Raw genomic sequence first — 24,199 nt, 5'->3', positions numbered from 1 at the left:
GCAAAGTAGCTCGAGCTATAGGCCGAGGTTATACATGCGGTTTTCAATTCTGCTCAGTCCTTCGCGGAACTCTTTCGAATCCGCAGTTTCAGCCAAAGGTGTGAGAAGTTTCATGAGTGGCGGTGAGATATCGTATGGAGAGCTTCCTATCAGTTCGAGCAATCGGTTTCTGTGTGAAAGCGAATTATCGCGTGAGAGTTCCTTTAGTGCTCTACCGGTATCAAAAAGCCAAAGGCTTCTTTGATCGGCTGAGAGCTTGTTGCGGATCAGTTCGATCACTATAGGGTTCACGCTCAGGAAAGCATTTTCCCCCTCCATATCCCCGAGTTCGGTTCGTGCCCTTTCAAAGCCTGCCGGCAGATATGAGTCCAGCATTTTCGCCGAATCGGACATGAAACCGATCTGAAGCCAGTTGGCCCTCAGTGGCTGAAAATTGTAAACGATTATTCCTTGAACCCAGATCGGTTTTCCACTGAGCGTTACGGGCGAGAAACTTGATCGAAGTGCGGCAATGACCGAACTGCTTACGAGAAACGGATGTCCGGATACCGTTTTTGCTTCGTGAACGCGTCCGCAGGGATCGATAACGATACCGATCGTCACTTTGCCGCTAACATTCATGGCCTTTCCTGCGGCCGGATAATCGGGCTTGACCAATTCGATGGCTCGGGCATTCAGAACTCCGAAAGACACAATGCTGTTTCCATTTTTCGGTTTTTGTAATTTTGAGCCTGACGGGCAATCGACCGGTCGATTCTCAGGTTGTCCTGAAACCCTATTGAGATCGCCCAGGCCGACCAATACGAACGAAATGCCGAGCAAAAGATGCAGAAATCTGTTCACAAACATTTAGACACCGATTCAACGAAAGTGTTCCCTATACCTTCTAGTTTCCTGACATCAGTCACTACTTTGAGGGCAAAAGACGGTGCGGTTAGGGGAAAAATCGATAGATCTCCTTGCGGTTCAGGATGCGGACTAGAACGATCGACTCTTCCTCGACGGCGAATCCGATTCGGTGGTCGCCTAGGCGAATACGATAAAAGTTCCTACCCCTGCGAAGCTTTTTCACGTTTCTTAGTTCGAGAATTCCTTCTGCTGCCTCAAGTTCTTCGATCGCGATGCGTACCTTCGAAAGAAGCTTCTTATCTTCAATGGAGCGAAGGTCCTTCAAAAAACTGTCGCGGAATTCGACCTTCAATTCGCGGGCTCCAGAATCTCAAATATCTGTTCGCGAGTGACGCTTGGTGAAGCTAAACCTTGCTCGATGCCTCGCACAAGGGCGGCATCTTCGATGATATCTTCGATGATGTCGCGGATAAGGTCTTTTCGCTCTTGCAGGACCTCAACTATCGCGGCCTTGAAAGCATCCTTGAGCTGATCATCATTTTCGAGAGCAGTTGCCATACGCTAACCTCGTCAAAATATTATCATACTAACGAAGAGCGGTGATCATTTCTCGGACGGCTTCGCTGAGGCCGACGAAGACGGAGCGGGAGATGATGTTGTGGCCGATGTTGAATTCGGTGATCTCGGGGATGGCGGCGAGGGCGGCGATGTTGCGATAGGTTAGGCCGTGGCCGGCGGCGACGATGAGGCCTAGCGAGCGGGCGTGGACGGCGGCGTTGCGGATGCGTTCGACCTCGGCGGCGGCTCGGCGTTCACCTCGCCATGCATAGCCCGCGAGCCGAGGGTAAGTTCGGCATATTCGCCGGTGCAGAGTTCGACCTGCTGTGCCCCGGCGTTCTTTGCTGCCTCGATCTGGTCGGCGGCCGGGTCAATGAAAATACTAACAAAAACGCCCGCCGCCTTTAGCCGCTCGACGGCGTTCTTGATCACGTCAAAGTTGCCGATAACGTCGAGCCCGCCTTCGGTCGTCACCTCGTTCGGCTTTTTCGGGTACAAGCGAGACGGCGTCCGGCCGAGTGCGTTCGGCGATGGCAAGCATCTCGTCGGTCGCGGCCATCTCGACATTAAGGTAGGTCGTGACGACGTCGCGGAGCAGCTCAATATCGCGGTCCTGTATGTGCCGGCGGTCGCCGCGGAGGTGGACCGTAATGCCGTTGGCACCGGCCTGTTCGCAGATGACGGCGGCGGTTATGATGCTCGGCTCGATGGTCTTGCGGGCCTCGCGGATCGTGGCGACGTGGTCGATGTTTACGTTAAGGCGTGCGGTCATTATAGATAGAATTTATCACAGAGAGCACAGTGGTCACAGAGGGAATTCAAAGCAGACGAGTGAAATCATTCGCCCGCAATTAAGATTGCAACCAAGTTCCTGGGAGAACTAACGTTACAAAGGTCGCTGTCGGAACTTTGTTCGGGAAATGACACTGAACGTACGAAAGTCCGACGTCCGGAAGAGGCCATTCGCCAAAGCAAGACCCCACAACTCAATCTTTCCAAGAAGGCCCCGAAATCGCTGTCATTGGTAATGACGACCAAATTTCTCTCGTTGGCTATCCGAAGAAGCTCAATATCTTTGTATGCGGCATATTCTTCGCTTACCGAAACTACGGTGAAACCGGCGTCCCTGAGTGCTCGGATCGTCGCGAACGGAATATGCTCATCGGCTAAAAATGCGATCATTGCTGGGGACTGCAGTCGTCGATGTTCCGATCCGCGGATAGTTGTCCAAAATATCCTTCTCGGTCCAACCCTCGGCAAATCGGTCAAGTATGAACTCAACCCCCGCAGGTCCCTGTGCCGGCCCTTTTCCGACCCCCGAGGTAATGCGTTTCCCAGTTCATATCTATTATACGCTCGAGGGCCTATTTTCATAGATTCCATTCGGCACTGGCGGACCTCGCAAACGCGCGCGGGACAGCCTTCCTTTAACCGGAGGCCGCGGAGACGTGCGACGTAGAGAAACTCGACGTCAAAGCCGAAGCGTTCGATCTGCATCACGTCGAGCAGCGGACGAAATTTATCGAGGTCGAACGCCTTGAATCCGCACTGTGTGTCCCAGAAGGGCATCCCGGTCATTACGCGGACGACGAGATTGAAGACCTTGCCGCCCTGCTCGCGACGCCAGGGTTGATGGGTGCCGATCAGCGAACGGTCGAGTGCCCGCGAGCCGAAGGTAACGTCAAATTCGCCGGCCTTGATCGGATCGATGAGCTTAGGCATTTCCTCGATCGGCGTGGAAAGATCGGCGTCCGAGAAAAGTGCGATCCGACCCTCAGCGGCAAGCAGGCCGGTCTTGACCGCGTAGCCTTTCCCGCGGTTCTTTTCATAACGGATTACGCGGCCGGGAACTTCGGGCAGTTCGCCGAACGCATCTTCCGCGACCTTTGCAGTGTCGTCTGAAGAGCCGTCATCGACTACTATCACCTCGGCCGAGCGGCCGGTCGAGGCAATGTACCTCAAGACCTCGCGGACGGTCGCTCCGAGCCGCTCTTCTTCGTTGTACGCCGGTATTACGATCGAGACCTCAATGCCCATAAAAAGCTCAAATAGTACCCACAGATTAACAGTTTGTAAACTGCTATCGCACGCCCGGATTCAGAACTTTCCCGTCCCGCGGGCGTATTTATCTTTGGCCGCAGCCCGCCGGGCCGCTGAGGATGGCTTTCGCGGCAACCATTGCTCGGCTTAGAGCGACTAAGTTATGCTATATTCGAGCATTACGGGACGGTATTAATGACCAGAAGTTATTTTCTTTATGCAGTACTGATCATTGCCCTTGGGGCCGTTGTCGGCGGGGTTTTTGGCAAGTTCCCGTCCGCGACGCAGGCCGATACGAGCGTAACGCCTGGCAAGGTCGCCGCAGATTTTCGCGAAGCCCTCGAGGTGATCGAGAACAATTACGTCAGCAAACCGGACAGTGAAAAGACGCTGCAGTCGGCAATTCAGGGCATGCTCTGGACGCTAGACCCGCACTCGCAGTTCTTTACCCGCGACGAATTCAGAAAGCTTTATGAGGAGCAGTCCTCGCAGTTTTACGGCATCGGCGTTTCTATTTTGCAGCACCGCGACGGTGTTTACGTCCAGTCGGTTATCCCGGGAACGCCGGCAGATAAGGCTGGCATCAGGTATGGCGACCGGTTCATAGACGTTGACGGCAAGGATGCCCGCGAATGGACAAGTGCACAGGTTTCAAACAACGTTCGCGGCGAACGCGGGACCAAAGTAAAGGTGAAGGTCGAGCGGGCCGCGTCGGCAGCTCCGGTCGAATTTGAGATAACCCGCGGCGGCGTCCCGTTGCCCTCGATCCGCAATTACTTTTTGCTATCAGATGGTGTCGGCTATATCGGCCTGACCGGAGGCTTTCAGGAAACGACCTCGGCTGAGCTGAAGGACGCCATCGAAGACCTGCAGAAACGCGGGATGACGAGCCTTGTGCTCGACGTCCGCGGAAATCCGGGCGGGCTTTTGCCGCAGGCGATCGACGTTGTAAGCAAGTTCATTCCGTCTGGGCAAACGGTCGTTTCGGTCAAGGGCCGCTCGCGTTATGCGATCAGCCAGGAGCAAAGGTCGCGCGGCGACGAGCCGAATCGGTTGCCGCTGATTGTGTTGGTCAATGGCGGATCCGCTTCTGCTTCGGAGATCGTTGCCGGTGCTGTGCAGGACTATCGCCGAGGGCTGGTTGTCGGCAGCGATAGCTTTGGGAAGGGGCTCGTCCAGCGTGTTTTCCCGCTGCCTTATGGGACGGGATTGACGCTGACTACCGCAAGGTTTTATACGCCGTTCGGCCGATCGCTCCAGCGAGATTACTCGACCGGTTCGATCTATGAGTATTTTACCAATGGCGGCCAAGCGAGGATGAGGATGCTCCGCGGCCGAAGCCGGCGGGCGTGCCGGTGACGCTTCCGGATGGCCGCGTACTGATGGGTGGCCGAGGCATCGAGCCGGACGTCGCCGTTAAGGGCCAGGCGTTCAATCAAATGCGTTTCCGCATCAATGATGCCGCGTTCTTTTTCGTCCGGCAGTTGGTTGCGGGCAAGATCAATGGCCTTGAAAGCTATAAGGTGGACAAGCAGAATCAGCAATGGTCGATCGCCAAGGACGCCTTCCCGATCACTGATAAGCTTTTCGATGCCTTCCGGGCGTATACGCTAGCGAACAAGGAAAACGCTCTGACGGCCGAGAACATTGCCGCCGAGGCCGATTATGCCCGGATGAGGCTGCGAATGGAGATCGCGACGGCGAACTATTCGAATGAGGCTGGAATCCAGGTGCTTCTCGAGAATGATCCTCAGGTGCTCAAGGCGGTCGAGGTGATGCCCGAAGCACGGCAGTACGTTGGGAACAATTTCGCCTCTAAGTAGAGTGGCCATAAAATAACGACATAGCGGACGGGCTTGGCATTCAGGTTCGTCCGTTTTCTTTGAAGGGCACGATTTCGGCTCGGCCGAATTCAGCCTTTGCGGTCCGATAGAGTAAAATATTCGAAGTTCAGCTCTTTATGTATAAAACGATCGGAGTTTTAACCGGCGGCGGAGACGCCCCGGGACTAAATGCTGTTATTCGGGCGGTCGTGCGAACGGCCGTCAATGAATACAGGATGAAGGTCATCGGCATCGAGGATAGCTTTGAAGGCATTCTCGGCGAGACGCGCACACTTCAGCTTACGCCGAAGACGGTCAGCGGCATCCTGCCCAAGGGCGGGACGATACTCGGCACCCGCAACCGCGGCAGCTTTGTGAAGATGGAGGACGGCGTTCCGGTCTTTCCGGAGATGCCGATCTCGGAAGCTCTTGCGAATCTCGACATTCTCGGGATCGAGGCGTTGATCGTCCTCGGCGGCGAAGGAACGCTGGCGATAGCAGAGCAGTTCGATAAACGCGGCTTTCCGGTCATCGGCGTCCCGAAGACCATCGATAATGACCTCGCCGCTACCGAGTTGACCTTCGGCTTCATGACGGCGATCGATATCGCGACCGAGGCGCTCGATCGGCTTCATACGACGGCCGCCTCGCATGACCGCGTGATGATCCTCGAGGTGATGGGCCGCCATACGGGATGGATCGCTTTGCACGCCGGGCTTGCCGGAAGCGCGGATATCATTTTGATACCCGAGATACCTTTCTCCTTCGACTCGGTCGTCAAGAAAGTGAAAGAGCGGGAAGCGAACGGCTCGAAATTCACAAACATCGTCGTTGCCGAAGGGGCGATGGAGGTCGGCGGCGGCGAGATGTATCTAGACGCCAAGCACACGCGGCTCGGCGGCGTCGGCGATTATGTCCGCCGCAAGGTCGAGGAACTAACGGGTAAAGAAACGCGGTGCGTCGTGCTGGGTCATCTGCAGCGGGGCGGAAGTCCGAATGCATTCGACCGAATGCTCGGGACAAACTTCGGAGCCTGTGCCGTGCGGGCACTGGCCGAGGGCGAAACCGGAAAGATGGTGGCTTTTCAGGCTTCGACCATCGTGACCGTGCCGATCTCGGAAGCGGTCGCGAACCTGAAGACGGTGCCGATCGATGGCCAGCTTGTCCGGACGGCCCGCGACATTGGCATTTCGTTCGCTTCGCCGGCCGAATCAGATAGTTAACGGAAAGATCTATTTAAATGCAAGAAATAAGAAAAAAGCTAAAGGACGAACTCGACATACTCGAGGAAGAGCTTCACTTCAAGCTTCCGAAGGAGATACAGAAGGCACGTGAGTTCGGCGATCTGCGTGAGAATGCAGAGTACAAAGCGGCCCTCGAGCGGCAGTCGTTCGTTCAGGCGCGGATCGCGCAGGTACTCACCCGGATCAACGAGGTCGATTCGATCGATCTTTCAAAGATCCCGACCGACCGGATCGCGTACGGCTCGGAGGTCGTTCTTTTTGAGATCGAGACCGAGGAGAAGATCACCTATCGGCTTGTCACCTCCGAAGAGAGCGACCCCGAGAACGGGAAGATCTCGACCGTCTCGCCGATCGGGCAGGCGTTGATCGGCCGCGAAGAGGGCGATGAGGTTCGCGTAAAGACCCCGAACGGCTGGCGCACCTTTGAGGTAACACGGCTGACGACCATTCACGAGATAGACTAGAACTGAAACGCCGGGTCTTTTCGTACCGGAATTGGGCGCATAGAGAGATGCTTGGTGCGAGCATAGGAAAGATTCCGATCCAGATATTGAACGCGATGGTCCGCGGACTCGCGTCGCTTGGCGTATCGCCAAACTTACTGACGACCGTTGGCGTGATGATCAACATCGCGTGCGGCGTTTTGTTCGGTATGGGCGAGTTCTTTTGGGCGGGCATCGTCCTCATAGTCGCAAATGTTTTTGACATGCTTGATGGCAACGTCGCCCGGCTGACCGGCAATGTCACGAAATTCGGCGGGTTTCTCGATTCGACACTCGATCGGCTTTCGGATATGGTCGCGATCCTCGGAATAATGGTCTTTTACGCCGGGAACACGCCGCAGCATTCGATCGTTAACGTGATACTCGCGGGCGTGGCGATGATCGCGTCGGTGCTTGTCAGCTACGCGACGGCGCGTTCGGAGGCTCTTGGCGTTAAGGCAAATGTCGGCTTTCTGCAGCGGCCGGAGCGGATCGTGCTATTGATAATCGGGGCACTTTCGACCTGGGACTGGAATTCGGACGTCTGGTGGTTCAACCGAATGCCGCAGGTGCTCTGGGTGCTCGCGATCGGCTCGATCTGGACGCTTGTGCATCGGATGTATTTCATTTGGAAGGAATTTAGAAAGCTAGAGGGCAGGCCGGTTTAACGTTGTATGGTCGAGTGGTTTTGGTCATTCATTGAATCGCTGACGCTGATGAATGTGCTGACCGGTGTGGGCATCTTTTTGCTCTCGCTAATGTTCAGCTTCGCCGCTATCTGTGTGGTGATGGTCAAGATACCGGCGAATTATTTCAGCACGCATTATCAGGATGATTTCATGGTCGGGAGCCCGTGGCTGGTTCGTTGGGGCGCGGTCATTGCAAAGAACGTCTTTGGCGTGTTTTTGATATTGCTCGGCTTAGCCTTGTCTTTGCCGGGCGTTCCGGGACAGGGAGTTCTGACGATACTGCTTGGGCTGATAATGCTCGATATTCCGGGAAAGCGGCCGCTGGAAGCAAGGATAATCAAACGCCCGGCCGTGCTCGCTGCGATAAATAAGATCAGAGCAAGGTGGAAAAAGCCGCCGCTGATCGTAGATTAAGGAATAATGTTCGGATTTCTAAGGAAAAAAAAGAATACGGACCTTGAGGCAGAACGGCGTCGCTTCTTGAGCGAGCACGGCCGGATCACCGATGGGCGAATACTTGACAGCGAGCAGACCGCGGCCGGCGAGGTCGTCATCTACATGTACACGCTTAACGGCGTGGATTTTGAATCCTCCGAACTACTTACGGAGGAACAACAGGCCGACCCGCTTAAATATGCCCCCGGTGCCAAGATCGGCGTCCGCTACGACCCGAGAAACCAGGGAAATTCGATGCTCGATTAGCGACGTTCCCCATCACATATGTTCAAAAAGATCCTGATCGCAAACCGCGGAGAGATCGCCTGCCGGGTGATGCGTGCCTGTCGTGAGATGGGCATCCGCACGGTGGCGGTCTATTCCGAGCCCGACCGCGACGCGCTCCATGTGAGGATGGCGGACGAGGCGTACCACATCGGCCCGGCCGCTTCGGCGGAGAGCTATCTTCGCGGCGACAAGATCATTGATGCGGCCCGGCGTTCCGGGGCGGAGGCGATACATCCCGGCTACGGTTTTCTTTCTGAAAATGCCGAGTTCGTCCGGCAGGTGACGGCCGCCGGGCTGACCTTCATCGGGCCGCCGCCGGAGGCGATGGAAGCGATGGGCGGCAAGATCTCTGCCCGGATAATTGCGACCGAGGCGGGAGTGCCCGTCGTGCCGGGGACGAATGAGCCGGTGGCGAGCCACGAACGGGCGATAGAGATAGCCAAGGCGATCGGCTTTCCGGTAATGCTCAAGGCCTCGGCCGGCGGCGGCGGAAAGGGAATGCGGCTGGTTGCGGATGAGGGCGAGCTTGGCTCGGCGCTCGATGCGGCCCGAAGCGAGGCGATGGCGAGCTTTGGCGATGAATCGGTGTTTGTCGAGAAAGCGGTCTTGCGGCCGCGGCACATCGAGATACAGGTCTTTTCGGACACGCACGGGAATCACATTTACCTTGGCGAACGCGAGTGCTCGATTCAGCGGCGGCACCAAAAGGTGATCGAAGAGGCTCCGTCGCCGATAAATTCGGCCGAGCTGAGGCAGCAGATGGGCGAATGTGCCGTTATGGTCGCCCGGGCGGTGAACTACGTCGGGGCCGGGACGGTCGAGTTTCTTGTTTCGGACGTGGACCGTTCGTTCTATTTCCTTGAGATGAACACGCGGCTGCAGGTGGAACACCCCGTAACGGAGCTTGTGACGGGCATAGACCTCGTTCGCGAGCAGATACGGGTTTCGGCAGGGTATCCGCTTTCGATCGAGCAGAAGGACGTCCAGCTTCGCGGGCACGCCATCGAGTGCCGCATTTATGCCGAGGACCCGGAGACGAACTTTATGCCCTCGCCGGGTGTGATCAAGCGGCTGAGAGTGCCGAGCGGGCCGGGCATCCGCGATGACGGCGGAGTTTACGAGGGCGGCGAGGTCTCGATCCACTACGACCCGATGATCTCGAAGTTTTGTGCATACGGCCGCGACCGCAATGAGGCGATCGACCGGATGCGGCGGGCATTGCGGGAATATGAGGTGGCGGGGATAAAGACGACGCTGCCGTTTTTCAGAGAGGTGATGGAGGACGAGGAGTTTATCAGCGGAGAGCTCGACACAGGCTTCATCGGCCGCTTTAATGAACGCCGGAAGCATCCCGAACCGGATCAGGCCGAGACCGACCTTGCCGCACTTGCCGCCGCTCTCTCTTACGCATCGACAAACACTGTACCCAAACACGCCGCTGCCCAAACGGGCATCAGCCGCTGGCGGCAAGCGATTGATTCTTAAATTGTGAACAAGATACAACGTGAAAGGCGGCCGCTTGGAAGCGGGCCGCCTTTCTTCTCCCCAGATAAGATCTTCGATGGGAGTTCTTTTCTGCTGTTTTCTACGGAGCTACGAAATCGACGCCCGCAATCTCCTCACTCACCGTTATCGTTCTCTGATTATTGAGGAAAGTGTGCCTCTTGTGTGTTGCGGTCACCATGTAGATAGCTTCGGAGACGAGTCCTTCGACCGAGTAGTACCCGAAAGGATTGGTGATGGCCGAGTGGGATTCGCCAGTCGAAATGTTCACGGCAGTTATTCTCGTTCCAGAAATTCCCATACCTTCCGCGGTCAATGCACGACCCGAGATCGCAACCGGAGCCGAGGAAGGCCCCGAGAAAGGTTCAAAGCAGAACCGAACCTCAGTGATCGGGGCCCCGCCCGGTGCCGTGAATGTGCCGTTGTCACTGGCCGCCAAATTGGGGTACGAATAGACATTCATAGCGGTTCCGCCTTGTCCCCGAACCGCAACGATCGATACAAGTCTGTCGAGATCTGCGGACGTCGTCCACGATAAATTCCAGCCTGTTATTACGGAATTACCGCTGTCGGAGATGGACACGAAAAGGTTCGGATTTTCATCCATGAAAAACACTTGCCTTTGCGGATTCGTAGCATTAACCAAGGCATTCAGTGCCGGATACGATGGACCAGAATTGATGAAAAATTCCCAGGCAGTCGATACCTGCGGAAACCGAGGATCACCAACATCTAAAATGAATTTGCACGGCTCATACGCAAACGAGATCTCGATCGGTGTTGGGGCGATCTGATCGGTGCCCATCGCTGCTTTAGTATCTTCACGTGTCAACAAGGGTTTTCCTTCCGGAGCTTGCCTTGCGAATTGTGCGAAAGACGCCTGCGATAGCAAAACCAAGCAGACGGTAAGAGCCAAGTAACGGGATAGCTGAAATCTTGCGAAACTTATCTTGGGGAAACTCATAACTCCTTAACTCCTCTTTAATGCAAAAGGGCACTCGGACCCAAATTACCGGACCGAAAGGCCGGTCCGGGGCTCTGCCAATATGTTAAACAATATGGAATGTTTAACAGATAAATTCAGACATGTCAACAAATATCAAGCTTGAGCGAGCGACATTTGTCGTCGATCAGAGCTACTACGCGTCTTATTCCGCACCCCGACTGGCTTCAAAACTCGATTGACTATGGAGCGACGAAGTCCACCCCGGCGACATCCTCGCTAGGCGTCACGGTCCTTTGATTATTGATAAACGTATGTCGCTTATGCATTGCTGTCACCATATATATCGCCTCGGCCTCGAGCCGCGGGACGGTGTAATAGCCGAAATGGTTCGTCATCGCTGATACTACCTCACCGGTCGAAAGGTTCATTACCTCAATACGGGTATAGGCGATACCAGACCCATCGGAAGTCAGAGCTCGGCCTGAGATCGAAACCGGAGCCGACGACGGCCCGCTAAATGCGTCAAAGCAAAACGAGATATGGCTAATACCGAAACGAGCACCTTGTGTGGTGAACGGCCCGGTATCACCGATCGATCCGGAAGGATATGAATATCCATTTGCGCTCGGGCCGCCCTTTACGATCACGTACACGATCAAACGGTCGATCTGGTTGACCGGACTTAGCGACCATTGGCTCATTGTTGCTCCGGACGATGACACGTTCATAAAAAGGTTCGGGTTCTGCGCCAAACCGGTTGATCCTCCAGAATACGTTCGGCCAGACCCGGCGGTGAACGGAAACGTGCCGTTCGGCGAGGAAAAATCCAGTTTGAACTCGCCCCACGCAGGGTTGATCGAGGCACAATTCGGATTGCCATCCAATGGTGTTGGGGTTGGAGCTAATTCGTTTGCCTCAATGCGTTGATCCTTGTAACTATCTTCAGTCTGCTTAAATTGAGCTGTGATACCGACAGTCATTGAAAAAACCATCGCAAGAACAGCAAAGGCCGACGTAAGTGCTGTCGGAAGATCTCTTTTTTTGGGGGTTGTAATCATTTTCTCTATTTACTCCAAAATCGAACGTGGACAAACAAACGGGGATAGCCACGTGTTTGTTTAGTTGACGAAGTTTCCTTTCGCGTTTGCTGTTCGAATACGTCCAATGCCATCGAACTTCCAGAAAATGCAAAAAACAAAAAAAGGGCCGCCAAAGTTGGCAGCCCTTTAATCTATGGCCCGAAGTTAGAACTACTCAATGCGATGGTTCGCTGTGAAATTCACCTCGGACAGGTCCTCGTTCGGTGTGATCTGAATTATCGATGGAGAAAACGTGTGGCGTTTCGATTCAGCGGCCATTATGAAATACGTTTCGCCCGCCGAAAGCCCTTCGAATACGAAGTATCCGAATGAATTTACCGTTACGATCTGGGTCTCGCCGGTAAAGGCATTTTGGGCGATCACTCTTTCGAGCCGAACTGCCATTCCCTGCGTGTCGAGAATACGGCCGCTTACGGTCACCGGTGCGGATGTAGGTGCTATCTGGCTGCCGGTGAAGGTGCAGGTAACGTTCTCGCCCTCTTCGACGATCAGGGTAGCAGTTTTTGAAGAAAGGTCCGTGGTCGAATTTTGTTGATTAGGCTGTCCGCCGCCTGCGGTCTCAGTACACTCGATGCCGGTCAGCATCCAGCCGAGTTTCGTATCTTCGGTAACCGTGATCACGCTCGAAACGTTCTGCACATAAATAGAGGGATTTACGTAGCGGTCGGCGGGCGGAGCGTCGTTATCGATAAGGGCAAACGAGTCCGAGCCGATATTGCTGGCGGAATAGATGAATTCCTCGCTTGAAGCTGTTCCGCCGTCTGCGGTAACGACCTGCTTGATGATCGTGACCGATCCGGGCGTCGGCGGTTGCGAGTCGCCGAGCCATGAGTAAAGCATCTTGTTCGGCGTAACGGTATCAAGTCCGCTAACGGTACCGGTTGTCGAGTCAGCAAGAATGCGATTCTTTACGGTCGTCGGGCTTGCGGTCGGATTTGCCTGAAGATAAAGTGCTGCGGCACCGGCGACCATCGGCGAGGACATCGATGTGCCGCTCATGCCACGAATTGCTGTGTCGCTCGAATGCCCGAGCGATGTGATGCCGGAGCCTGGAGCGAAGAGATCCACACACGTCCCCCAGTTCGAATAGGAAGCCTTCGCGTCGTCACTGCCGGTAGCGGCGACGACAAGTGCAGACGACGCGCTTGAGGGCGAATAGTTGCAAGCATCAAGGTTTCGGTTGCCGGCGGCAACAACGTGCGTTACGCCCGAAGCGACCGAACTGTTGATCGCACTGTCGAGCGTGCTCGAAACTGCGCTGACCCAGAGGCTCATGTTGACGACTGCCGGGTTTACGCGATTGTTCTTAACCCAATTGACGCCGGTGATGATGTTTGACACCAGACCCGAACCGTTGCAGGCGAGTACGCGAACGCCATAGACATTCGCATTCTTTGCCACGCCGTAGGTCGAGCTTGCGACCGTACCGGCTACGTGTGTGCCGTGGCCGTGGCAGTCAATGCCATTCTGGCCATCATTGACCGCATCAAAAGCGACTGCAGCTCGCCCGCCAAAATCAACATGGGTCGGGCGGATGCCACTGTCTATTACATATACGTTAACACCCTGCCCGGTCTCAGCATAAGAAAATGCTCCATTGAGCGGTAGTCCACGTTGGTCAATGCGGTCAAGGCCCCAGTCAGCAGAGCCCTGCACGTTGCCGGCATAGGCGATCATATCCTCTTCGACCAGCTTGACGCGCGGGTCGCGGCTGAGCATTTCGGCGTCTTTTGCGGACATTTCGGCCGAGAAGCCCTGAACGGCGCTTTCCCACACTTTATCGACAGCCGCGTTATATTCGGCGGCGATATTGTGTGCGACGGCGCTCATTTCCGCTTCGGTAGAAAACCCCTGAACCGAATCAGGATCAAAAACAACGATGTACCGCCCGGGGACGGAATTTTCGTGTTTGATCAGTTTTTCAGACTTACCCGAGGTCTGTGGTGAGAGAACCAGGAGAGCCGACATGGCGGCTATGCCTACGACAAGGACAAGAGAGAGTCTTTTCATCTTGGTTTGATCAGCTCCTAAAACTGAGATGGGGTACTGCGAGGCCTTTTTGAGAGGGGCGATAGGATCGACTCACGAACCGTGAGTCAGTTAACAATTTACAACACTGACAAACATAAGGCAACACTAATTTTTCAAAATGATCGACTGTGACGCGAAATGAGCGAAAATCGGTCAATCTGAACATTAAGGTGCAAGATTCGCATTCGATCGGCGGTGGTTTGGCGCTAAACAGAGAAGGGAATAGAATGAAACGGCAAACTATTCTGTTATCTAATTATATTTATGGAAGAGCTTTTAGCCGGAATGGAAGGAAAAGAGGTCGATCTGGTCATCGGACCGGGCGTGACACTACGCGGTAAGGTAAAGTTTGTTGGCAACGGGATCGTTGTGATAGCTGACGAGGACGGGAAGACGTTCAATGTTTCTATCGCTCATGTCGCCGCCTTCGGCGAATCGACCCATTCGAATAGCCGGCCGGGCTTTATTGCCTGACGGCTACGTTACCCAAAATCAGAAAAGCCGGAGAAGTAAATTTCCCCGGCTTTAGAAATGTTTTGTTCGTGATGGCTATTTGGCCAGAGTATCGGCGACCGGCAGATCCAGCCTGCGGAAACCGTCAATTCGTTTTTCCCAATATCCTTTGAAAGGCGAGTACGTAATGCCCTTACTGCGCGAGGCGTGGTAGAAACCGTTCTCATCGGCGACGATGCCGATGTGGCCGAGTTTGTTCAGGAATACGAGAGTGCCGAAAACGTATCGCTCGTCGCCGGTCACCGGTGTTGACATCGCCCAAAGCGAACGAGCACTCGTCCTTTCGAATTCGATGCCCGAGTCGCGGAAGACGGCCCAGACGAATCCGGAGCAATCATAGGTGTAAGGGCCCTGTGAGCCGTAGCGATAGGGGATGCCAAGACGGCTGTTGATACCCTGAAGAATTAGGCTCGAAGCGGAACCGCCATAAACCGTCCGACGGGCGGCGGCCTTGTTCATTGCTTTGACCGGGCTAGATTCGCCGGTCTTTTTTACAAGCGGCTCTGCGGGGACGACATTTATATCACTGGTAAGTGCGGGGCGTTGTGAGGTTGAGCGGGTGACTACTGGCTGGGTTTGCGGTTGGGCGGGCGGCTGATTGATCGGCCGGCTCGAGACCGGCTTTACCACCCTTGGGCGGTCTTGAGCTACAACCGTAGCAGACGCAAAAACACCCAAACATAAAACGGACAACGCTATACGAACCAATGAATTAAACTTCAAACCTTATTTCTCCTGATGATCTTTTTTGCAGAACGCGGTTGCAAATGGCTCGTTGCCAAGAAGGGGTCGCAAAGCGAAGTTGGAATCAAGATCGGTAACGATCAAATAATGCGTTCTAATTTTTTTCTTGTTTCTTTTGACGGCCGGCATGAAAGCAGGAAATGCGGGTCCCACGTTGCTAGCCAAACAATACCCTAGCATTTTCCATAGTTCGATTGCAAGAGAGCCGGCAAAAGCAAAGAAAAGCCCCGACGAAATGCCGAGGCTTCTATGTGAAAACTGTAACTTCTATTAGGCAGAGAACGACGTTCCGCAGCCGCAGCCGCCAGTGGCGTTCGGGTTCTCAAAGGTGAAGCCCGAGCCCATCATGTTCGATGTGTAGTCGACCACGACGCCATTCAAATACTGGGCCGAGAACATATCGACAAAAAGCTTGATGCCAAACTTGTCGAGGATGAAATCGCCGGCCTTCGATTCTTCTTCAATATTCAGACTGTATTGAAATCCGGAGCATCCGCCCGGTACAACGCGTACGCGAAGCCCGGCCGTTTCCGGCAGGTCGTCTTCGCCGGCCAAAAACTTTTTGATTTCGACCGAAGCTGCTTCAGTTACGCCTAAGTCAATATTTGGTGCTGCTACTGCTGACATTCGTGTTCTTCTCCTTTTGTTGAAAAGGACCCGCCCTGCGAATCCTTACTTAATTGTAATCTTAAACATTTCTTGGACAATTTACAAGCTTTGCAACCACCTCTTGAGGCAAGGCCCGCTATCCGCCATTTGACCAGACGAAGGTGACGGCGAGAAGGATGGCGTTTACGCCGCCGATGGCGGTTGAGGCGACCCAGAGCTTCCAGGTGAGCAAGGAATCGACACCCTGCTCATAGCTCGACATTACTCCGCCATCATCGCTGCTTTTCGGAACTGGCGGGAACCATGAGCGGAGAACTGAGAACGATGCCAGCATAGTGAACCCGAACGCTGGAGCGAGGAGCAATGCCGACCCCTTGGCCAGAAGAAGCTCGAGCCCCATCGCAACCGTTGAGACGACGTCGGGGATCAAGAAGATCGACAGCCAAGAAACAGCATTGACGCCGATACAAATCATCAATACTCGCCGTTTCGATCGCGAGTCTTGGAGCGTATCCTCAAGCGAATCCGGTGCTTCGAGCCGGTCTTCATCGAGAACGGCCGCGGAAAAGCGGGCCGCTTTGGTCTTGCCATACCGCGACTCGGCGATTGCCTTTGCGGCTTTCTTTTCTATGACCTCACGGATCATGCGTTACTGCGTGAAAAGATCTTGAGTTCGGGCTTCATTGCTTCGATCGAGACGTAGCGGGCGACCTCTTCGGCGACCTTTCGGATGGCGGCGGCTTGCGGCGAATCGGGTGCCGAGGCAACGACCGGCCGGCCGGTATCGCCGCCCTCGCGGACTTCGAGCCCGATCGGGATCTGCCCCAGGAAATTGAGCCCGTATTCGCCGGCGATCTTTTCGCCGCCGCCCTTGCCGAAGATCTCGTATTTCGTGCCCGTATCCGGAGCAATGAAGTACGACATATTTTCGATAACGCCGAGAACCGGAACGGCGACCTGCTCAAACATCTTGACCGCACGGCGGACGTCGGACAGCGAGACCTCCTGCGGTGTCGTGACGAGAACAGCACCTTGGACTGGAACTAACTGAGCCAGACTTAACTGAACATCGCCCGTGCCCGGCGGCATATCGACGATCAGGTAATCGAGCTCGCCCCAATTCACGTCCGTCAGAAACTGCCGCACAACACCGTGGAGCATCGGGCCGCGGAGGATCATCGGTTTATCAGGCGGAACAAGCACCGCCATCGAGATCATCTTTACGCCATATGCCTCGATAGGCTTAAGCTGGCCGCCGACGACCTCGGGTTGGTCGTAACCGGTGCCGAGCATCATCGGAACATTCGGCCCGTAAACGTCGGCGTCCATGATGCCGACCTTTGCGCCGTTCTGTGCGAGAGCGACGGCAAGGTTGACGGCCACGGTCGATTTGCCGACGCCGCCCTTGCCGGACGAGATGGCAATGATGTTCTTGACGCCGGGAATTGCGACGTTGTTTGCAATGCCGCGGCCCTGCGGAACTTCGGCATCCATCGTTACCTTAACGGAGGTTACGCCCTCAAGCCCCGAGACGATCGTGTGTGCATCGGTTTCCATCTGCTCTTTGACCGGGCAGGCCGGCGTAGTCAGCACGACACGGAACGAGACGTCTCCGCCTTCGATGGCAACATCGCGGACAAAGCCGAGCGTTACGATGTCTTTTCTGAGATCGGGGTCGATGATCTGCTTTAGCGAATCCAAAACTTGCTGTTCGGTAATTTGACTCATTGTTTATTTGGTTTCTGATACTTTTCGTAAAAAGCTATTCTATCAAATTCGGATATGGGATTGTCCAAGCGAAAACTCTTTGCATCGCTTTGCCGTGAGGCGGCGGCGTGTCGCATCTGCCCGGAGCTTGCGGATAAGACGGCGGTGCTGAGCGAATTGAACGGCACGCTCGGGCCGCGGGTAATGTTCATTGCCGAGGCTCCCGGTCGGCAAGGAGCCGACCGGACCCGGCGGCCTTTCTACGGCGACAAATCGGGCGAGAACTTTCAGAGGCTGCTCGATTCGATCGGGCTGACGCGGGAAGAAATATTTATCACCAATGCCGTTATGTGCAGTCCGCGGACCGCGACGGACGCAAACCGAAAGCCGATGCGGGCCGAGATCAAGAACTGCTCGGTATTTCTGCGGCGGACGGTCGAGTTGATCGATCCGCCAGTCATCGCAACGCTTGGCGGTGTCGCACTTGATGCGATAAAGGCAATCGAGCCGCACGGCCTAAAGCTTGCGGCCGAAGCCGGAAGGCCCGTTGATTGGTTTGGCCGCGTGCTTGTTCCGCTTTATCACCCGAGCCCGCAGGTCATTGCCGCCCAACGCGGGTTAGGTCTGCAGCTTGAGCATTTCGGACGGCTCGGCGAACTTATATAATCGAATCAAATGGACATAAATATCTACAACCACATCCGCTCTGGCGGGACAGGATTTTACGAACAGCAGCGGGGGCTGCTCGCGGTTTGGGGCAAGGAGGCCATTCCGTTTTTGGACGGGATGATCACCAACGACATGAAAACGCTCGAGGACGGGATGCAGATGCTGGCCGCGTTTGCGAATGCGCAGGGGCGGCTGCTTGCGGTGGTCCGCGTGCTGCGGCAGGGCGAGCGGTTCCTGATCGAGACCGAGGAGGCGACGCGGGAGAAGGTCTTTCAGAATCTGTTTCGGTTCACATTTGCCGGCGATTTTTTTGTCGAGGACCTGACGGCTCAGTATCGCTATTTCGAGTTTTTTGGCTACGTGCCGCCGATCGAGCTCGGCGAAGGTGGCGTTCGGTACGAAGGCGGAAGAAGTGTCGGATGTTTTGTCGGTAGCGATGCTGCAGGAGCGTTTCTAGAGACTTTAAATCAACTTGAGGTCGGGTCGATCTCGGCCGAGATGTATGAAACGCTTCGCATAGAAAACGGCATTCCGCTCTATGGCGTTGATATGGACGAGACGACGATCGTGCCGGAACTTGGGCTTGACGGCCTCATCTCTTACAACAAAGGCTGCTATATCGGGCAGGAGATCATCGCCCGCATCCACTTCCGCGGCCACGTAGCGAAGCAGCTTACCGGGCTTCTGCTCTCCGGCGAGGCCGATCCCGGTGCCGAACTTTTATCTCCCGAAGGCAAGAACGCCGGACGGATAACCTCCGTCACATTCTCGCCGAAGCTCGAAAAGCACATCGCTCTCGCATATGTCCGACACGAGTTTCTCGAGGAGGGCACCCAACTTCACCATCTGGGCGGTAACGCAATGGTGAAAAATCTTCCATTTATCGTGGGTTCGGTGTAACATGTGAGGATTATGGCGGATCGTCGTTCAAAAGGTGAACTTGCGTCCCAGCCCGCCGCGTTTGCGTTTGCGGTGTTGACGGCAGTTCTGTTCATCTCGTCAGGTTCGGCATTTGGGCAACGTTCCGATGATTCCACGAAGGCCCCGCAAGCAACTTTGGTCGATGAATTTGGAACATTGGGCGATTGCGATCTTCGGGCACGAATTGACGCATTAATGGTTGAACTTCAGAACAACTCCGGGTCGACGGGTTATGTGATCCTGTACAATGGCGTGGATGTTTTGCCGGCCTTTTACGAGTCGCCTCAGTACGAGCGGGTGATCCTAAATCACCTTTTGTTTCGAAGGTTCGACCGTTCCAGGATGACTTTTGTTCGCGGCGGTTTTATGGAAAGTGCCCAGACGCAATTCTGGCTTGTCCCGGAGGGTGCGACACCTCCAGAAACAAAGCGATCGTCCCTCGCGGCCCCGTCGATTCCGCAGGACCGGGCAGTCAAGTTCGACCATAAGTATATCGGCGATTTCGATGGGGGCGACGACGGGCGTTTCGTTTTGGATTCAGTCCTGGAGCGTGAACGAATTGAATTTGCAGAGGACCTTGATGAAGACGGGGAGGCATTTGTAATAATTGACGAATTGGTCGAGGAGATTCCGGAAATAGCAGAAGATCAGCTTGACCATTATTGGTTGAGTTCGGCGTTTGGCGGATTTCTTTCGCTGCGGCCGGAATGGAGCGGGGTCATATTCTTTTATGCTGACGATCAGCGGTATGATATTGCCAAACTCACCAATCGTATCTACTCGGCGGTCAATCGATATGAGCAAGATGGCGACCGCATCGCAGGTCGGGTCAAAGTAATGTTCGGCGGGTATCGTGATTCAATCGAGGCTGACTTTTTTGCGGTTCCGCCCGGCGTTGGCGATCCGCTGCCGTCGCCCAAGGAAAGGCAAGCTGAAGTTGATTACTAAAGGAAGTCGGCATGATTTGTTTAGAGAGAGGGGGTTCGCGTCGTGGCGAACCCTTTCTAGTTTCAGATACAATCAGACCAAATGAATGTTGCACAGATGAACAAAGGTGAGCTTGATATCGACCGGCCGAATGCGAAGTTGGCTTATACGATCATTCAGTCGCTGCTCGAGGCGAATGAGGCTTTGAGCGATCTGCTCGTGGCAGCGGCACATGCTCTGGATGAGGACGTGACGAAAGCACTGACCATGACCAGCGAATGGGAGAGGTACATGGAATCAAAACGGACGATGGAAAACACGAAGCTGCAGATTGAGAAATTTACCGAGGTGCTTCGTCAAATGGATAATGGATAGTGGACAGTGGACAATGGTTAGTGGATAGCGGACAGGGAGGGAGTCGGTAGTGAGGCGTCGGTAGCCGACGAATGCAGATATCATGGAAAATCCATTGGCGGTAAAAACCTACGCATTTGCTCGGCGATCGGTTACAGGATGTGGGAGCGATGCTTTGCCTCTGCGGATCAAACAGATTTCAGGAGAGAACAGGTGGTAAAGAACTCGAAATTGTGGGTGATCGCGGTTCTGTTTCTACTTATCCTAGTCGCAGTTGAACTGGTTCATCACTATCTTTTCAGTCAAGCTTACAGAAGCAAGTTGTTGGAATGCATAAATTCTTCACCGGAACTCGCGCAGGCGTGCGTTGATAGTGTCAGTAATGCTGGCAATGTGTTCCATTACGCTACCATTTCCCATTTTTTAACGTATTTCGCAATATTCGGAATTTTCCTGATCCTCTCGTCAAGGTTGAGCTCTCTTGATAAAAAGATCGTTAACCAACAACAAAGAAGCAATGATTGATCTGGTTATCATCGGTGCGGGACCGGCGGGGATCTCGGCGGCGTTTGAGGCTAAGAAGGCGGGGCTTGATTATGTCGTGATCGAAAAGGGCCTGATCGGCAATACGATCTACAACTACCCGGTCGGGCTGACGGTTTTTTCGACGGTGAATGAGCTTGAGTTCGGTGAGGGCGATCTGAAGCCCGCGAGGGAGAAGCCGACGCGGGAAGAGTTGCTCTCGTATTACGTGCGGTTTGTTTTGGATAATGAACTGGAGGTTCGGTCGGAGGAGACTGTTCTCGAAGTGCAACCAGGAGAGAACCACCCCGCCGACGAAGCGTCGGCACCCCTCCTTTGTAAGGAGGGGAGCTTTCTCGTCGTGACGGATAAGGGCGAGTACCTGGCTCGGAATGTGCTTTTTGCGATCGGGGCGATGGACCATCCGCGGCGGTTGAACGTGCCGGGTGAGGATCTGCCGAAGGTCCGCGATCTTTTTCGCGAGACTTATCCGTGGGTAAAGAAGAAAGCGTTGGTCGTCGGCGGGGGAAATTCGGCGGGCGAGGCGGCACTTTTTCTTGCACAGGAAGGTGCGGAGACGACGCTCGCCATCTTTCGCGACGACTGGGAAAACACCGACCCAAAGCAGGGCTGCATAAAATATTGGGTCAGGCAGCCGCTTGAAGAAGAGCTAAAACAGCATTGCCTCAGCCTCTTTTTTCTGGGCAAGGTTAATGAGATCCGCGAAAACGAGGTCGAGCTCGAAAGCGAATCCGGCGAACGTGTCGTGCTGGAGAACGATGTCGTCTTCGTGCTAATCGGGTCGGATGCGGACCTGACGATGCTCCGGTCGCTCGGCGTTGAGATCGAAACGGGAAAATACGGCGATGTCCCTGTCTATGACCCAAAGACCAACGAAACGAATGTCCCGGGGATCTACGTCGCCGGGCATTTCACCAATAAGCGGCACATCAAAGCCGCGATCGAAGCACCGCGAAAGATCATACCGGCGATCGCGGAAAAGCTTCGCGTAAGTCAGCAGGCGTCCGGTTCGTAACACTTTTCCGCCGACTCCTATTCAGCGATGACCATTGCCCAAGCTCAAGAGATACTGAAGACCCGTTTCGGTTACGACGACTTTCGGATGCATCAGCAACCGGCGATCGAGGCCGTGCTCGAGCGGCGCGATTGCTTGCTCCTGATGCCGACGGGCGGCGGCAAGTCGGTTTGTTATCAGATACCGGCGATGCTCTTTGACGGGCTTACGCTCGTCATCTCTCCGCTGATCGCATTGATGAAAGACCAGGTCGATGCCTTGCGGAGCTATGGCATCAATGCCGGGTATTTGAACTCGATGCAGACAGCCGCCGAGCAGGTCGAGGTCTTTCGAACGGTTCGGTCCGGCGAATTGAAACTGCTCTATGTCGCTCCGGAACGGTTGCTACAAAGCGGCGACCGGTTTCTCGATTTTCTTTCCTCAATAAATGTCTCGCTCTTCGCGATCGACGAGGCACATTGCATCTCAAGCTGGGGCCACGATTTTCGACCGGAGTATCAGCGGCTCTCGGTGCTGAAACTCGAGTTTCCCGGCGTGCCGTTGATCGCTCTGACGGCGACCGCCGATGACCTTGTTCGGGAGGACATTCTTCGCCATCTCTCGATACCTGATGCCAATGTGTTTGTCTCGAGCTTTAACCGGCCGAACATCAAATACACGGTCGAGCCGAAGCGGGATTCGTTTTACCGGCTGCTGGAATTTCTGCAGACGCGAAAGGACGAGAGCGGCATCGTGTATTGCCTGAGCCGTGCGTCGGTCGAACGGGTAGCCGAGGACCTTCGTGCCGAAGGCTACGCCGCATTGCCGTATCACGCGGGGCTCGAACGGAGCGTCCGCGAGCACAACCAAAATGCTTTTCTGAATGACGAAGCAAAGATCGTCGTCGCGACTATCGCGTTCGGGATGGGTATCGACAAATCGAACGTTCGGTTCGTTGTCCACATGGACCTGCCGAAAAATATTGAGAGCTACTATCAGGAAACCGGCCGAGCCGGGCGAGACGGGCTTCCGAGCGATGCGCTGCTGTTTTATTCGATCGCGGACGTGCTGAAACTGAAGGGATTCGCGGAGGTCGAAGGCGACGCGAAGCAGAGCGAAGTGATGCTCAGAAAACTCGACCAGATGGCCGAGTTTGGCGAGTTGCGGACGTGCCGGCGGCGGTTTCTTTTAGCGTATTTTTCCGAGGCGTTCGAAGGCGACTGCGGGAACTGCGATAACTGCAATACCGAGTTTGAAACGTTTGACGGGACCGTCATTGCACAGAAAGCATTGAGCGCCGCTGTAAGGACCGGTCAGGTCTTCGGAGCGGGTTATTTGGTTGATCTGCTACGCGGGTCGAAGTCGCAAAAGATGCGGCTCGAACATATGAACCTCAAGACCTACGGAGTCGGTGCCGACATTTCGAAAGACGATTGGTTTTCGTATTTCAAGGACCTGACGGAGCAGGGATTCCTGCTTAAGTCTTCGGGGCAATATCCGACGCTCTCGGTCACCGACGCGGGCATGGAGGTATTGGCCGGCTCGCGAAAGGTTGACCTGCACAAACTGACGCACGTCGATCTTCGCCGAACGGCGAGCGACGCGATGGATTTTGAGAAAGACCTTTTCGAGGAACTCCGCCGCGTTCGGATGCGGCTCGCAGACGGCGAAGGCGTTCCGCCTTATGTTATTTTCTCCGACGCAACGCTGATCGAGATGGCGGCATTTCTTCCGCAGGACATGAGCGAGATGCAAAAGCTCTCGGGGATCGGCGCATTTAAGCTTGATAAATACTGCCCGGCGTTTCTCGATGTGATCAACAGCTACTCTGAAAAGAACGGGCTCGGGTCAAAGATCAGCGAGCGACGAGGGCCTGTTCGCTCTGCGGCGAAGGCGAAGCGAAAGCCGACGGAGGGCGACACCTTTTCGACAACTTTCAATATGTTTCGCGAGGGGAAATCGATCGCCGAAATCGCAAAGGGCCGCGGCCTTGCCGTGAGCACGATCGAAAATCATTTGTGCCGATTCATTGCCGATGGGAGGGTCAAGGTCGAAGAGATCGTCGAGCCCGCGAAGATCGAGGTGATACGGCAGGCACTCATTAAACTTAAGGTCGAGAATCAGATCTCGCCGGTCAAAGAACACCTGGGTGAAGATTATAGCTACGGCGAGATCAGGGCAGTGATGGAAGACCTTATAAAGGAAGTGTAAAATCCCCGACAAAGCATTA

General features: G+C 54.8%; 26 protein-coding genes and 1 pseudogene. 15 read left to right on the top strand and 12 right to left on the bottom strand.

Going from position 1 to position 24,199, the window contains the following annotated elements; genetic code table 11:
- Nucleotides 1-15: 15 nt before the first annotated feature.
- From IPM21_02455 to IPM21_02435, 5 genes and pseudogenes are all read right to left on the bottom strand, one after another.
- Nucleotides 16-693 carry an energy transducer TonB gene (locus IPM21_02455; GenBank protein ID MBK9162775.1) on the bottom strand — a complete coding sequence of 226 codons (678 nt, stop codon included), beginning with the start codon at nucleotides 691-693 and terminating at the stop codon, nucleotides 16-18.
- Between the two features lie 241 nt (nucleotides 694-934).
- On the bottom strand, nucleotides 935-1,201 hold the full coding sequence (locus tag IPM21_02450) for a type II toxin-antitoxin system RelE/ParE family toxin (GenBank protein MBK9162774.1): 267 nt from the start codon (nucleotides 1,199-1,201) through the stop codon (nucleotides 935-937).
- Complete coding sequence (locus tag IPM21_02445; protein ID MBK9162773.1) at nucleotides 1,198-1,407, bottom strand: hypothetical protein; 210 nt, start codon at nucleotides 1,405-1,407, stop codon at nucleotides 1,198-1,200. The genes IPM21_02450 and IPM21_02445 overlap by 4 nt, the downstream gene beginning before the upstream one ends.
- 28 nt (nucleotides 1,408-1,435) lie before the next feature.
- A pseudogene (locus tag IPM21_02440) lies at nucleotides 1,436-2,179 on the bottom strand (pyridoxine 5'-phosphate synthase).
- A 65-nt stretch (nucleotides 2,180-2,244) separates the two neighbouring features.
- Nucleotides 2,245-3,444 carry a DUF5615 family PIN-like protein gene (locus IPM21_02435; GenBank protein MBK9162772.1) on the bottom strand — a complete coding sequence of 400 codons (1,200 nt, stop codon included), beginning with the start codon at nucleotides 3,442-3,444 and terminating at the stop codon, nucleotides 2,245-2,247.
- Nucleotides 3,445-3,642: 198 nt separating this feature from the next.
- On the opposite strand from IPM21_02435, the gene IPM21_02430 reads away from it, so the two are divergent.
- The 8 genes from IPM21_02430 to accC all read left to right on the top strand — a co-directional run bounded on the left by IPM21_02430 (nucleotide 3,643) and on the right by accC (nucleotide 9,893).
- Nucleotides 3,643-4,806, top strand: a complete 1,164-nt coding sequence (locus IPM21_02430; protein MBK9162771.1) for a S41 family peptidase — start codon at nucleotides 3,643-3,645, stop codon at nucleotides 4,804-4,806.
- Nucleotides 4,797-5,270 carry a hypothetical protein gene (locus IPM21_02425; protein MBK9162770.1) on the top strand — a complete coding sequence of 158 codons (474 nt, stop codon included), beginning with the start codon at nucleotides 4,797-4,799 and terminating at the stop codon, nucleotides 5,268-5,270. The genes IPM21_02430 and IPM21_02425 overlap by 10 nt, the downstream gene beginning before the upstream one ends.
- A 137-nt stretch (nucleotides 5,271-5,407) precedes the next feature.
- On the top strand, nucleotides 5,408-6,493 hold the full coding sequence (locus tag IPM21_02420; protein ID MBK9162769.1) for a 6-phosphofructokinase: 1,086 nt from the start codon (nucleotides 5,408-5,410) through the stop codon (nucleotides 6,491-6,493).
- Between the two features lie 17 nt (nucleotides 6,494-6,510).
- Nucleotides 6,511-6,978 carry a transcription elongation factor GreA gene (locus IPM21_02415; protein MBK9162768.1) on the top strand — a complete coding sequence of 156 codons (468 nt, stop codon included), beginning with the start codon at nucleotides 6,511-6,513 and terminating at the stop codon, nucleotides 6,976-6,978.
- A 47-nt stretch (nucleotides 6,979-7,025) separates the two neighbouring features.
- The gene (locus IPM21_02410; protein MBK9162767.1) at nucleotides 7,026-7,664 is read left to right on the top strand and encodes a CDP-alcohol phosphatidyltransferase family protein; all 639 of its coding nucleotides are present in this window, start codon (nucleotides 7,026-7,028) and stop codon (nucleotides 7,662-7,664) included.
- Nucleotides 7,665-7,670: 6 nt separating this feature from the next.
- Complete coding sequence (locus IPM21_02405; GenBank protein MBK9162766.1) at nucleotides 7,671-8,099, top strand: hypothetical protein; 429 nt, start codon at nucleotides 7,671-7,673, stop codon at nucleotides 8,097-8,099.
- Nucleotides 8,100-8,105: 6 nt separating this feature from the next.
- Nucleotides 8,106-8,387 carry a hypothetical protein gene (locus tag IPM21_02400; GenBank protein MBK9162765.1) on the top strand — a complete coding sequence of 94 codons (282 nt, stop codon included), beginning with the start codon at nucleotides 8,106-8,108 and terminating at the stop codon, nucleotides 8,385-8,387.
- Nucleotides 8,388-8,405: 18 nt separating this feature from the next.
- On the top strand, nucleotides 8,406-9,893 hold the full coding sequence (accC, locus tag IPM21_02395) for an acetyl-CoA carboxylase biotin carboxylase subunit (protein MBK9162764.1): 1,488 nt from the start codon (nucleotides 8,406-8,408) through the stop codon (nucleotides 9,891-9,893).
- A 100-nt stretch (nucleotides 9,894-9,993) separates the two neighbouring features.
- Here the strand turns inward: accC and IPM21_02390 are convergent, their stop codons facing one another.
- From IPM21_02390 to IPM21_02380, 3 genes are all read right to left on the bottom strand, one after another.
- Entirely contained in the window at nucleotides 9,994-10,746 is a 753-nt protein-coding gene (locus IPM21_02390; GenBank protein ID MBK9162763.1) for a carboxypeptidase regulatory-like domain-containing protein, read from the bottom strand.
- A gap of 350 nt (nucleotides 10,747-11,096) precedes the next feature.
- Nucleotides 11,097-11,915: a carboxypeptidase regulatory-like domain-containing protein gene (locus tag IPM21_02385; GenBank protein ID MBK9162762.1), complete on the bottom strand. Its 819-nt coding sequence runs from the start codon at nucleotides 11,913-11,915 to the stop codon at nucleotides 11,097-11,099.
- 192 nt (nucleotides 11,916-12,107) lie between these two features.
- The gene (locus IPM21_02380; protein ID MBK9162761.1) at nucleotides 12,108-13,925 is read right to left on the bottom strand and encodes a S8 family serine peptidase; all 1,818 of its coding nucleotides are present in this window, start codon (nucleotides 13,923-13,925) and stop codon (nucleotides 12,108-12,110) included.
- Nucleotides 13,926-14,252: 327 nt separating this feature from the next.
- Between IPM21_02380 and IPM21_02375 the strand changes: the two genes are divergently transcribed.
- On the top strand, nucleotides 14,253-14,462 hold the full coding sequence (locus IPM21_02375; GenBank protein ID MBK9162760.1) for a hypothetical protein: 210 nt from the start codon (nucleotides 14,253-14,255) through the stop codon (nucleotides 14,460-14,462).
- A 75-nt stretch (nucleotides 14,463-14,537) separates the two neighbouring features.
- Here the strand turns inward: IPM21_02375 and IPM21_02370 are convergent, their stop codons facing one another.
- The 4 genes from IPM21_02370 to IPM21_02355 form a co-directional block, all read right to left on the bottom strand.
- Nucleotides 14,538-15,224 (bottom strand): C40 family peptidase, encoded by a 687-nt coding sequence (locus IPM21_02370; protein ID MBK9162759.1) that lies wholly within the window; start codon nucleotides 15,222-15,224, stop codon nucleotides 14,538-14,540.
- Nucleotides 15,225-15,515: 291 nt separating this feature from the next.
- Nucleotides 15,516-15,872: an iron-sulfur cluster assembly accessory protein gene (locus IPM21_02365; GenBank protein ID MBK9162758.1), complete on the bottom strand. Its 357-nt coding sequence runs from the start codon at nucleotides 15,870-15,872 to the stop codon at nucleotides 15,516-15,518.
- A 118-nt stretch (nucleotides 15,873-15,990) separates the two neighbouring features.
- Nucleotides 15,991-16,500, bottom strand: coding sequence for a hypothetical protein (locus tag IPM21_02360; GenBank protein ID MBK9162757.1), 510 nt, complete (start codon nucleotides 16,498-16,500; stop codon nucleotides 15,991-15,993).
- On the bottom strand, nucleotides 16,497-17,582 hold the full coding sequence (locus IPM21_02355; GenBank protein ID MBK9162756.1) for an Mrp/NBP35 family ATP-binding protein: 1,086 nt from the start codon (nucleotides 17,580-17,582) through the stop codon (nucleotides 16,497-16,499). The genes IPM21_02360 and IPM21_02355 overlap by 4 nt, the downstream gene beginning before the upstream one ends.
- 54 nt (nucleotides 17,583-17,636) lie before the next feature.
- On the opposite strand from IPM21_02355, the gene IPM21_02350 reads away from it, so the two are divergent.
- The 6 genes from IPM21_02350 to recQ all read left to right on the top strand — a co-directional run bounded on the left by IPM21_02350 (nucleotide 17,637) and on the right by recQ (nucleotide 24,180).
- The gene (locus IPM21_02350) at nucleotides 17,637-18,227 is read left to right on the top strand and encodes a uracil-DNA glycosylase (protein MBK9162755.1); all 591 of its coding nucleotides are present in this window, start codon (nucleotides 17,637-17,639) and stop codon (nucleotides 18,225-18,227) included.
- Nucleotides 18,228-18,236: 9 nt separating this feature from the next.
- Nucleotides 18,237-19,130: a hypothetical protein gene (locus IPM21_02345; protein MBK9162754.1), complete on the top strand. Its 894-nt coding sequence runs from the start codon at nucleotides 18,237-18,239 to the stop codon at nucleotides 19,128-19,130.
- A 12-nt stretch (nucleotides 19,131-19,142) separates the two neighbouring features.
- Nucleotides 19,143-20,099, top strand: a complete 957-nt coding sequence (locus tag IPM21_02340; protein ID MBK9162753.1) for a hypothetical protein — start codon at nucleotides 19,143-19,145, stop codon at nucleotides 20,097-20,099.
- 81 nt (nucleotides 20,100-20,180) lie between these two features.
- Complete coding sequence (locus IPM21_02335) at nucleotides 20,181-20,453, top strand: hypothetical protein (GenBank protein MBK9162752.1); 273 nt, start codon at nucleotides 20,181-20,183, stop codon at nucleotides 20,451-20,453.
- Nucleotides 20,454-20,949: 496 nt separating this feature from the next.
- The gene (locus IPM21_02330; protein ID MBK9162751.1) at nucleotides 20,950-21,990 is read left to right on the top strand and encodes an NAD(P)-binding domain-containing protein; all 1,041 of its coding nucleotides are present in this window, start codon (nucleotides 20,950-20,952) and stop codon (nucleotides 21,988-21,990) included.
- A 27-nt stretch (nucleotides 21,991-22,017) separates the two neighbouring features.
- Nucleotides 22,018-24,180, top strand: coding sequence for a DNA helicase RecQ (recQ, locus tag IPM21_02325; GenBank protein MBK9162750.1), 2,163 nt, complete (start codon nucleotides 22,018-22,020; stop codon nucleotides 24,178-24,180).
- Nucleotides 24,181-24,199: the final 19 nt, after the last annotated feature.

It is taken from the genome of Acidobacteriota bacterium (assembly GCA_016716435.1).
Classification (GTDB): Bacteria; Acidobacteriota; Blastocatellia; order Pyrinomonadales; family Pyrinomonadaceae; genus OLB17.
This window is presented reverse-complemented; position numbering and strand designations above follow the sequence as displayed.